Below are 10,477 nucleotides of genomic sequence, written 5' to 3'. Positions count from 1 at the left end.
CAGCAGTGAAACCGCTCAGCGCCGATGGTAGTGTGGGGTCTCCCCATGTGAGAGTAGGTCATCGTCAGGCACTTATTAAGAAAAGCCCCGATCATCGTGAGATGGTCGGGGCTTTTTGCGTCTGGGGTGCCATGCGGCGGCCAGGTGTTTCTGGGCCGTTGCGTTTCCGGGGACGTGCCGCATCCGATAGAATGTGGGTTTTTCCGGTCCGGGATTCCACGCATGACCATCGGTGACCTCATCCGCCTGCTCGGCGACGGCGAGTTCCACTCGGGCGAGCAGCTCGGTGTGCAGCTCGGCGTGTCCCGTGCTGCAGTATGGAAGCAGCTACGCAAGCTCGAGTCCCTGGGGATCACCATGGAGGCGGTCAAGGGGCAGGGCTATCGTCTCGCCGAACCCCTGGAGCTCCTCGAGGGGCCGCGCATCATCGCCGGCCTCTCTCGCCAGGCGCGCACCCACCTGACTCGGCTTTTCGTCGAGGAGACGCTGCCATCTTCCAACGCCTTCCTGCGCGAGCGTTTCGACCAGGGGGCAGGGCACGGCGAGGTATGCCTGGTAGAGCAGCAGAGCGCCGGGCGTGGCCGTCGTGGACGCGTCTGGAGCACCCCCTGGGGCCGCAGCCTGATGCTCTCCCTGGGGTGGCGGGTGGAGTCGGGCATCGCTGCCCTGGAGGGGCTGAGCCTCGCCGTGGGGGTAGTGCTGGCCCGGGTGCTGGAGCGTCATGGAGTGTCAGCGTTGCTGAAGTGGCCCAACGACGTCCTGCTGGAGCTGCCCGAAGGGGGCTATGGCAAACTGGCGGGTATCCTGGTGGAAGTCAGCGGTGACGCCTCCGGCCCCTGTGAGGTGGTGATCGGCATGGGGATCAACGTCTCCCTGCCCGAGGGCTTCCGCAGCACCCTGGAGCAGCCGGGCGCCGCCGTCGAGGACCAGGCGACCGGCGTATCGCGCAACGCCCTGGCGGCCGACCTGCTGGAGGCGCTGTTGCCGCTGGTGGCGGAATTCGAGCGCGATGGCTTTGCACCCTGGCGCGACGCCTGGAACGCGCGCCACGCCTTCACCGGCCGGGAAGTGGATGTGTTGAGCGGTAATACGCGAGAGGTGGCGGTGGCCGAGGGCGTCGATGCCTCCGGTAACCTGGTGGTGGCCCAAGAGGGCCGACGTCGCTGCCTGGCGGGTGGTGAAATCAGCCTGCGTGTGCGCTCATGATCCTCGATCTCGATATCGGCAACACCCTCTCCAAGTGGCGTCTCAAGGATGTCGACAGCAGCGAGATCCGCTCGCGCGGTGCGGTATGGACCCGGGAGGAGTGGAAGCCGGGTGCCGACATTCCCAACCTCGATGTGGTTGAGTCGGTGCGCATCTCCAGCGTCGCGAGGCGTAGCGTGCTCGAGGAGACGGTCCAGCTGCTGCGCCAGCGCGTGGGTGCCGTGCACGTGGCGCGCTCGGGCCCCGAGGCACTGGGCGTCACCAACGGCTACGAGGAGCCCGAGCGGCTGGGTGTCGATCGCTGGCTGGGTGTGCTGGCCGGATACCAGCTGGCGGGTGGCTGCTGTGCGGTAGATTGCGGCAGCGCCATTACCATCGATTTCGTGCTGCCCGGCGGCCTCCACCTGGGGGGGTATATCCTGCCGGGGCTGCGCCTGATGAAGGAGAGCCTCAAGCTGGGCACGCGCAATGTGGCCATCGATCCCGACAGCGAGCCGGAGGAGCTGCTGATACCCGGCCGACGCACGGTGGAGGCGGTGAATCACGGCATCTACATGGCGGCGGTCAGCGCCATCAATCGGGTCTATGCCGAGGTCTGCGACAGCGAGGGGGTCGCCCTGCCGTTGATGCTGACCGGCGGCGATGCCCGGGTCGTCTCCCGGGGGCTCCAGGTCCCCCACGCCGTCTGGCCCGACATGGTCTACGGGGGGCTGGAGGCCTGCTTTCCCCTTACCGCCGCCGAGCGGGCAGGGCGGATGGCGGGGGCTCCCTGTGTACCGACGCCAGTGGCGCTGGAAAAGATTCGCGCCGGGCTTGCATTCTCCATGCTGCTTTGACACAATGCGCCGCGTTCCGAGGCGAAGGGCGGCGCTGTGAGCGGTGATCCTTCGAGGTCGAAGAGGCTGATAAAACAGCGACTTGACAACCGGATCAGCGGTGATAAGATATGCCGCCAGTTGGAGGGGTTCCCGAGTGGCCAAAGGGAGCAGACTGTAAATCTGCCGCGAAAGCTTCGAAGGTTCGAATCCTTCCCCCTCCACCAGAATCAGGCGCGATGATGTTGTGGTCAATGCCATCGCGGCCGTGAAGAGTGGGTAGGCGGGCATAGTTCAATGGTAGAACCTCAGCCTTCCAAGCTGATGATGCGGGTTCGATCCCCGCTGCCCGCTCCAGCATCTTCGGATGCAAAGGTTAGGCTCATGTAGCTCAGGGGTAGAGCACACCCTTGGTAAGGGTGAGGTCGACGGTTCAAATCCGTCCATGAGCTCCACATTGAAAAGGCGAGCCACGGCTCGCCTTTTCTCTTTCTCGCCGCTGGGACGATCATGGCGGCGAGAGGGGTTGCCAGGCGAAGCGGCTTTCGCTATGATGGCGCCCGCTGTTGAAGGCCGCCTGCAAAGGGCGGAGCAAGGCAGATACAGGCCAGTAGCTCAATTGGCAGAGCAGCGGTCTCCAAAACCGCAGGTTGGGGGTTCGATTCCCTCCTGGCCTGCCAGCCTTCCCCAGGCTGGCGCGTTCCCAGAAGATTTCACGTTTCGATTGCCGCGCCCTGAGGAGTCTCGTTTTCATGAAACATAACGCCGAGGTGCAGGAGTCGCGCCACGACGGGCTCAAGTGGGCGGTTGTCGTCACTCTGCTGGTCCTGGCCGTGGTGGGCAATACCTACTTCGCCGATCAGGCCCTGCTCTACCGCGTGCTGGGTGTCGTTGCGCTGAGTGCGCTGGCTGCCGTGGTGGCATTCACCACCACCAAGGGTCGCGAGCTCGCCGATCTGGCCCGTGCCGCCAAGAAAGAAATTCAACGCGTGGTATGGCCGACCCGGCCCGAGACCATCCAGACCACGGTCATCGTGCTGGTCGCCGTGCTGGTGGTCGGCCTGATGTTGTGGCTGATCGACACCCTTCTTGGCTGGGCGATGTCCGGCGTTATCGGTTAGGAGCCCCCATGTCCAAGCGTTGGTATGTCGTTCACGCCTACTCCGGCTTCGAGAAGCATGTCATGCGCTCCCTCGGCGAGCGTGTGAAGATGTTCGGCATGGAGGACCGCTTCGGCGAGATCCTGGTGCCGACCGAAGAAGTCGTCGAGATGCGTGACGGCAAGCGCCGCAAGAGCGAGCGCAAGTTCTATCCCGGCTACGTGCTGGTCGAGATGGAGATGGATGACGAGACCTGGCACCTGGTCAACGAGACCCCGCGCGTGATGGGGTTCATCGGTGGTACCAAGGAGAAGCCGGCGCCCATCACCCAGAAAGAGGCCGACGCCATCCTGCGCCGTGTCCAGGATGGAACCGACAAGCCGAAGCCCAAGACCCTGTTCGAGCCCGGTCAGTCGGTGCGGGTCGTCGATGGCCCCTTCGCCGATTTCAACGGCGTCGTCGAGGAGGTCAACTACGACAAGAGTCGCGTCCAGGTCAGCGTGCTGATCTTCGGGCGCTCGACACCTGTCGAACTCGAATTCGCGCAGGTCGAGAAAGAGTAACGCTCGACCGATGCAGCCAGGGCCGCCACGGCGGCCGCAACACCGGGGAGCCGCAAGGCGCTACTACCCAACTGGAGTCCAACATGGCCAAGAAAGTACAGGCTTACATCAAGCTGCAGGTCGCAGCCGGTAAGGCCAACCCGAGTCCCCCCGTGGGCCCCGCGCTGGGTCAGCACGGCGTGAACATCATGGAGTTCTGCAAGGCGTTCAACGCCGCGACCCAGGAAATCGAACCGGGTCTGCCCACTCCCGTGGTGATCACCGTCTATTCCGACCGCAGCTTCACCTTCATCACCAAGACCCCGCCCGCGGCGGTCCTGCTGAAGAAGGCGGCTGGTATCAAGTCCGGCTCCGGTGAGCCGAACAAGAACAAGGTCGGTACCGTGACCCGTGAGCAGCTCGAAGAGATCGCCAAGACCAAGGAGCCGGATCTGACGGCTGCCGATCTCGACGCCGCGGTGCGTACCATTGCCGGTAGTGCCCGCAGCATGGGCCTGAACGTGGAGGGTCTCTGATCATGGCCAAGCTGTCCAAGCGCGCACAGATGATTAGCGAGAAGGTCGACTCCACCAAGGTCTACTCTCTCGAGGAAGCCGTGGCCCTGCTCGCCGAGCTGTCCACGGTCAAGTTCAAGGAGTCCCTGGACGTCGCCATCAACCTGGGCGTCGATCCACGGAAATCCGACCAGGTGGTTCGCGGCGCGACCGTGATGCCCAACGGTACCGGCAAGGACGTCCGCGTCGCCGTGTTCACCCAGGGTGCCAACGCCGACGCCGCCAAGGAAGCCGGTGCCGATATCGTCGGCATGGACGACCTGGCCGAGCAGGTCAAGAAGGGCCAGCTCGACTTCGACGTGGTGATCGCCTCGCCGGACGCCATGCGCGTCGTCGGCCAGCTGGGTCAGATCCTGGGTCCGCGCGGCCTGATGCCCAACCCCAAGGTCGGCACCGTGACCCCGGACGTGGCTACCGCGGTCAAGAACGCCAAGGCCGGTCAGGTGCGTTTCCGTACCGACAAGAACGGCATCATCCATACCACCCTTGGCAAGGTCGACTTCGATGCTTCCGCCATTCAGGGCAACCTGGACGCGCTGGTCGCCGACCTGAAGAGGCTCAAGCCGAGCACCTCCAAGGGCATCTATCTCAAGAAGGTCACCCTGTCCACGACCATGGGTCCGGGCGTGACCGTCGATCACTCTGGCCTGGTCTGACCGGTCAGCGGGTCGAGCATTCAGCAATAACTTTGCGGTCCCCGTGTCGAGTCACGACTCGCCGGCGGGGCACCGTCAAAGACCGCAGGCGCCGCCTCTCTTCGGAAGGGCGGCTTAATCATCCCTCCGGGGGTGGCCTGCGCAGATGGTGTGGCCGCCAGGCTTCTGGTGAGCACCATCACCCAGGACTTCCGGCTCGCCCTCGGGCGGCTGGAAGAGATGGTAACCACCGGAACCCTCATCGCGAGGTTCCGGCACGAAGGAGTGATCACTGTGCCACTAGCACTCGAAGGCAAGAAGGCGATTGTTGCCGAGGTCAGTGAAGCGGCCAAGGATGCACTCTCCGTCGTAGTTGCCGATTCTCGTGGCGTCGCGGTCAGCAAGATGACCGACCTGCGCAAGCAGGCCCGCGAGAATGGCGTCCAGATCCGTGTTGTCCGCAACACCCTGGCACGCCGCGCCCTGTCCGGAACTCCCTGGGAGATCCTGGACGAGACCTTCTCGGGTCCGACCCTGCTGGCCTTCTCCTATGAGCACCCGGGCGCCGCCGCCCGTCTGTTCAAGGAGTTCGCCAAGGAGGAGAAGAACTTCGAGGTCAAGGCGCTGGCCTACGAAGGTGAGCTGATCCCGGCCACCGATCTCGACCGTCTGGCGACGCTGCCGACCTACGACGAGGCCATTGCCAAGCTGATGTCCGTCATGAAAGAGGCATCCGCCGGCAAGCTGGTCCGTACCCTGGCCGCCCTGCGCGACCAGAAGCAGGAAGAAGCCGCCTGAGCGGCGAACTCCTGCAGGCAGCCTGAATCGTATATTGAATCCCGAGTCGACGCTTGAGCGCGACTCCCGCAAAGTTAGGAAACGTGACAATGGCACTGACCAAAGAAGACATCATCAACGCCGTCTCCGACATGTCCGTCATGGAAGTGGTCGAGCTGATCGAGGCCATGGAAGAGAAGTTCGGCGTGTCTGCCGCTGCCGCCGTCGTGGCTGGCCCGGGTGGCGGTGAAGCCGCTGCCGAGGAAGAGCAGACCGAGTTTGACCTGGTGCTGACCAGCGCCGGCGACAAGAAGGTCAACGTGATCAAGGTTGTCCGCGAGATCACCGGCCTGGGCCTGAAGGAAGCCAAGGGTGCCGTCGACGGCGCGCCGGCGACCATCAAGGAAGGTCTGTCCAAGGAAGATGCAGAAGCGGCCAAGGCCAAGCTGGAAGAAGCCGGCGCGGGCGTGGAGCTCAAGTAAGTCCTTGAGCGACATGGCTTCACGCGCTGCGTAAGCTTCCACGGCTGGTGGCGGGACACCCGCTGCCGGCCTTTTTCTGTTGTCACTGGCCTCTGCCGACAGGGCAGAACCGCCAGCCGAATTCCGAAGGCGAGCGCCCATGCCAGGCGCTTGCCTTCATCGCCTGACGGAGCCGCATCCGTCGGGTGGCGCCGACCACGCATCGGTCACCCATGGTGAACAAGCTGGGGAATACAGATGGCTTACTCATACACTGAGAAAAAACGCATCCGCAAGGATTTCGGCAAACTGCCCCAAGTGATGGATGTGCCCTACCTGCTGGCGATCCAGCTTGATTCCTATTACGACTTCCTCCAGCAGGACCGTGCGCCCGAGGAGCGTCTCGAGGTCGGCCTTCACGCCGCCTTCCGGTCGGTGTTCCCGATCGAGAGCTTCTCCGGCAATGCCGCCCTGGAGTACGTCAGCTACCGCTTCGGCACTCCGGCCTTCGACGTCAAGGAGTGCCAGCTGCGTGGCGTCACCTATTCGGCTCCCCTGCGCGTCAAGGTTCGCCTGATCATCTATGACAAGGAGTCATCCAACAAGGCGATCAAGGACATCAAGGAGCAGGAAGTCTACATGGGGGAGATTCCCCTGATGACCGAGAACGGTACCTTCGTGGTCAACGGTACCGAGCGTGTCATCGTCTCCCAGCTGCATCGTTCCCCCGGCGTGTTCTTCGACCATGACAAGGGCAAGAGCCACTCCTCCGGCAAGTTGCTCTACTCCGCTCGGGTGATCCCTTACCGTGGCTCCTGGCTCGACTTCGAGTTCGATCCTAAGGACAACGTCTTCGTGCGCATCGACCGTCGCCGCAAGCTGCCGGCCACGGTGCTGCTGCGTGCCCTGGGCATGAGCGCCGAGGAAGTGCTCGAGGAGTTCTTCGAGACCAGCACCTTCCATGTCGAGAAGGGCGGCTTCTCGGTGGAACTGGTGCCGTCGCGCCTGCGTGGCGAGACCGCCACCTTCGACATCAAGGACGCCGATGGCGGCATGATCGTCGAGGAAGGGCGTCGCATCACCCAGAAGCATATCCGTCAGCTGGAGAAGGTCGGCCTCGAGCGTCTCGATGTGCCGATGGAGTACCTGTTCGGCAAGACCCTGGCCAAGGATCAGGTCGATCCCAACACCGGCGAGCTGATCTGTCCCTGCAACACCGAGATCACCCCGGAGCTGATCGAGCGCATCGGACAAGCCGGTATCACCCGCCTCGAGACCCTCTACACCAACGATCTCGACTGCGGGTCCTTCGTCTCCGACACCCTCAAGCTGGACACCACCGGGTCACAGCTCGAGGCGCTGGTCGAGATCTACCGCATGATGCGTCCCGGCGAGCCGCCCACCAAGGAGGCCGCTGAGACCCTGTTCAACAACCTGTTCTTCAGTGAGGACCGCTACGACCTCTCCGGCGTCGGTCGCATGAAGTTCAACCGTCGCCTGCGTCGCGAGGCCGATACCGGCGCCGGCGTGCTGGATCGTCGCGATATCCTCGACGTGCTCAAGGAGCTGATCTACATCCGTAACGGCTACGGCGAGGTGGACGATATCGACCACCTGGGCAACCGTCGTATCCGCTGCGTGGGCGAGATGGCCGAGAACCAGTTCCGCGTCGGCCTGGTGCGCGTCGAGCGCGCGGTCAAGGAGCGCCTCTCCATGGCCGAGAGCGAGGGCCTGATGCCCCAGGACCTGATCAACGCCAAGCCCGTCGCCGCGGCGGTCAAGGAGTTCTTCGGTTCCAGCCAGCTCTCCCAGTTCATGGACCAGAACAACCCGCTCTCCGAGGTCACCCACAAGCGCCGTGTCTCGGCGCTCGGCCCGGGCGGCCTGACCCGCGAGCGGGCCGGCTTCGAGGTGCGCGACGTCCACGTCACCCACTACGGCCGCCTGTGCCCGATCGAGACCCCGGAAGGTCCCAACATCGGCCTGATCAACTCCCTGGCCACCTACAGCCACACCAACAGCTACGGCTTCCTCGAGACGCCGTACCGCAAGGTGGTGGATCGCAAGGTGACCGACGATGTGGTCCATCTCTCGGCCATCGAGGAGGGCGACTTCGTCATCGCCCAGGCCTCCGCCACCGTAGACGAGGCCGGCCAGCTGGTCGATGACCTGGTGCAGGTGCGTCACAAGGGCGAGACCACCTTCATGCGTCCCGATCAGGTGACCCTGATGGACGTCTCGCCGCGCCAGGTGGTCTCCGTGGCCGCGGCGCTGATCCCCTTCCTCGAGCACGATGATGCCAACCGCGCCCTGATGGGGGCCAACATGCAGCGTCAGGCGGTGCCGACCCTGCGTGCCGACAAGCCGCTGGTGGGCACCGGCATGGAGCGCTTCGTGGCCCGCGACTCCGGCGTCTGCGCCGTGGCCCGTCGCGGCGGCGTGATCGACTCCGTGGATGCCAAGCGCATCGTGGTGCGCATCAACGAGGACGAGATCATCGGCGGCGAGGCCGGCGTCGATATCTACAACCTCACCAAGTACGTGCGCTCCAACCAGAATACCTGTCAGAACCAGCGCCCGATCGTGCGCCCCGGTGACTCCGTGGCCCGCGGCGACATCCTCGCCGACGGCCCCTCGGTGGACATGGGCGACCTGGCCCTGGGCCAGAACATGCGCATCGCCTTCATGCCCTGGAACGGCTACAACTTCGAGGACTCCATCCTGCTCTCCGAGCGGGTGGTCCAGGAAGACCGTTTCACCACCATCCATATCCAGGAGCTGACCTGCGTCTCCCGCGACACCAAGCTGGGGCCGGAGGAGATCACCTCCGACATCCCCAACGTCGGCGAGTCGGCGCTCTCCAAGCTGGATGAGGCCGGCGTGGTCTACATCGGTGCGGAAGTCGGCCCGGGCGATATCCTGGTCGGCAAGGTCACGCCCAAGGGCGAGACCCAGCTGACGCCGGAAGAGAAGCTGCTGCGTGCGATCTTCGGCGAGAAGGCGTCCGACGTGAAGGACACCTCCCTGCGTGCCCCCACCGGCATGAAGGGCACCGTCATCGACGTCCAGGTGTTCACCCGCGATGGCGTGGAGAAGGACTCGCGTGCCCTCTCCATCGAGCAGATGCAGCTCGATGAGGTGCGCAAGGACCTCCAGGAGACCTATCGCATCGCCGAGGACGCCACCTTCGAGCGCCTCAAGCGCACCCTCTCCGGTCAGGCCGTCAACGGCGGCCCCCAGCTCAAGAAGGGCGACGTGCTCTCCACGAGCTACCTCGAGGAACTGCCGCGTCAGCAGTGGTTCAAGCTGCGCCTGCAGGACGAGGCCCTCAACGAGCTGCTGGCTCAGGCCGACGAGCAGCTGGAGACGCGCCGCAAGGAGATGGACGAGCGTTTCGAGGACAAGAAGCGCAAGCTGACCCAGGGCGACGATCTGGCGCCGGGCGTGCTCAAGATCGTCAAGGTCTACATGGCGGTGAAGCGTCGCCTGCAGCCGGGCGACAAGATGGCCGGTCGTCACGGTAACAAGGGTGTCATCTCGGCGATCATGCCCATCGAGGACATGCCCTTCGACGATCAGGGCGAGCCGGTGGATGTGGTCCTCAACCCGCTGGGCGTACCGTCGCGGATGAACGTGGGGCAGATCCTCGAGACCCACCTGGGCCTCGCCGCCTGGGGCCTGGGTCGCCGGATCGATGCCCTGCTGCGCGACGCTCGCGAGCAGCAGGTCGCCGAGATCCGCGACTTCCTGGGGCAGGTCTACAACACCACCCCGGGCACCCGCGTCGAGGAGCTCGAGTCGCTCTCCGACGACGAGGTGATCGCCCTGGCCAAGAACCTCAAGGCGGGCGTGCCGATGTCCACGCCGGTGTTCGACGGTGCCGACGAGCACGAGATCAAGCACCTGCTGCGGCTGGCCGAGCTGCCGGATTCCGGTCAGATGACGCTCTACGACGGCCGTACCGGTGACGCCTTCGATCGTCCGGTGACCGTGGGCTACATGTACATGCTCAAGCTCAACCACCTGGTGGATGACAAGATGCACGCGCGCTCCACCGGCTCCTACTCGCTGGTCACCCAGCAGCCGCTGGGCGGCAAGGCGCAGTTCGGTGGTCAGCGCTTCGGTGAGATGGAGGTGTGGGCCCTGGAGGCGTACGGCGCCGCCTACACCCTGCAGGAGATGCTCACCGTCAAGTCCGACGACGTGGAGGGTCGCACCAAGATGTACAAGAACATCGTGGATGGCGACCATGCCATGCAGGCGGGCATGCCGGAGTCCTTCAACGTGTTGGTGAAGGAGATCCGCTCGCTGGGCATCGACATCGAGCTCGAGAGCTGAGGCGGCCGACGCTTCACATTATGACGGT

General features: G+C 64.4%; 9 protein-coding genes and 4 tRNA genes. All 13 read left to right on the top strand.

From position 1 onward, the window contains the following. Positions 1–222 precede the first annotated feature (222 nt). The 13 genes from RAN53_RS14225 to rpoB all read left to right on the top strand — a co-directional run bounded on the left by RAN53_RS14225 (position 223) and on the right by rpoB (position 10,449). A complete protein-coding gene (locus RAN53_RS14225) occupies positions 223–1,206 on the top strand; it encodes a biotin--[acetyl-CoA-carboxylase] ligase (RefSeq protein WP_305797452.1) in 984 nt (327 codons plus the stop codon). Beyond that, the gene (locus RAN53_RS14220; protein ID WP_305797451.1) at positions 1,203–2,042 is read left to right on the top strand and encodes a type III pantothenate kinase; all 840 of its coding nucleotides are present in this window, start codon (positions 1,203–1,205) and stop codon (positions 2,040–2,042) included. Before RAN53_RS14225 ends, RAN53_RS14220 begins: the two co-directional genes overlap by 4 nt. A 122-nt stretch (positions 2,043–2,164) precedes the next feature. Beyond that, positions 2,165–2,248: transfer RNA gene (locus RAN53_RS14215), tRNA-Tyr, on the top strand. Positions 2,249–2,304: 56 nt separating this feature from the next. Then, a tRNA-Gly gene (locus RAN53_RS14210) sits at positions 2,305–2,378 on the top strand. A 23-nt stretch (positions 2,379–2,401) separates the two neighbouring features. Beyond that, positions 2,402–2,476 (top strand) — tRNA-Thr (locus RAN53_RS14205). Positions 2,477–2,625: 149 nt separating this feature from the next. Further along, a tRNA-Trp gene (locus RAN53_RS14200) sits at positions 2,626–2,701 on the top strand. Positions 2,702–2,773: 72 nt separating this feature from the next. After that, a complete protein-coding gene (secE, locus tag RAN53_RS14195; RefSeq protein WP_305797450.1) occupies positions 2,774–3,142 on the top strand; it encodes a preprotein translocase subunit SecE in 369 nt (122 codons plus the stop codon). Positions 3,143–3,150: 8 nt separating this feature from the next. Then, the gene (gene nusG, locus RAN53_RS14190) at positions 3,151–3,684 is read left to right on the top strand and encodes a transcription termination/antitermination protein NusG (RefSeq protein ID WP_305797449.1); all 534 of its coding nucleotides are present in this window, start codon (positions 3,151–3,153) and stop codon (positions 3,682–3,684) included. Positions 3,685–3,767: 83 nt separating this feature from the next. Further along, positions 3,768–4,199, top strand: a complete 432-nt coding sequence (gene rplK / locus RAN53_RS14185) for a 50S ribosomal protein L11 (RefSeq protein ID WP_132044070.1) — start codon at positions 3,768–3,770, stop codon at positions 4,197–4,199. 2 nt (positions 4,200–4,201) lie between these two features. Next, positions 4,202–4,894: a 50S ribosomal protein L1 gene (gene rplA / locus RAN53_RS14180; RefSeq protein ID WP_305797448.1), complete on the top strand. Its 693-nt coding sequence runs from the start codon at positions 4,202–4,204 to the stop codon at positions 4,892–4,894. 273 nt (positions 4,895–5,167) lie between these two features. Continuing rightward, complete coding sequence (gene rplJ / locus RAN53_RS14175; RefSeq protein WP_305797459.1) at positions 5,168–5,671, top strand: 50S ribosomal protein L10; 504 nt, start codon at positions 5,168–5,170, stop codon at positions 5,669–5,671. Positions 5,672–5,760: 89 nt separating this feature from the next. Next, positions 5,761–6,132, top strand: coding sequence for a 50S ribosomal protein L7/L12 (gene rplL, locus RAN53_RS14170; protein ID WP_305797447.1), 372 nt, complete (start codon positions 5,761–5,763; stop codon positions 6,130–6,132). A 237-nt stretch (positions 6,133–6,369) separates the two neighbouring features. Continuing rightward, entirely contained in the window at positions 6,370–10,449 is a 4,080-nt protein-coding gene (gene rpoB, locus RAN53_RS14165) for a DNA-directed RNA polymerase subunit beta (RefSeq protein ID WP_305797446.1), read from the top strand. The last annotated feature ends 28 nt before the right edge of the window (positions 10,450–10,477 follow it).

The sequence above is a fragment of the Halomonas sp. SSL-5 genome, from assembly GCF_030708455.1.
Taxonomy (GTDB): Bacteria; Pseudomonadota; Gammaproteobacteria; order Pseudomonadales; family Halomonadaceae; genus Halomonas.
This window is presented reverse-complemented; position numbering and strand designations above follow the sequence as displayed.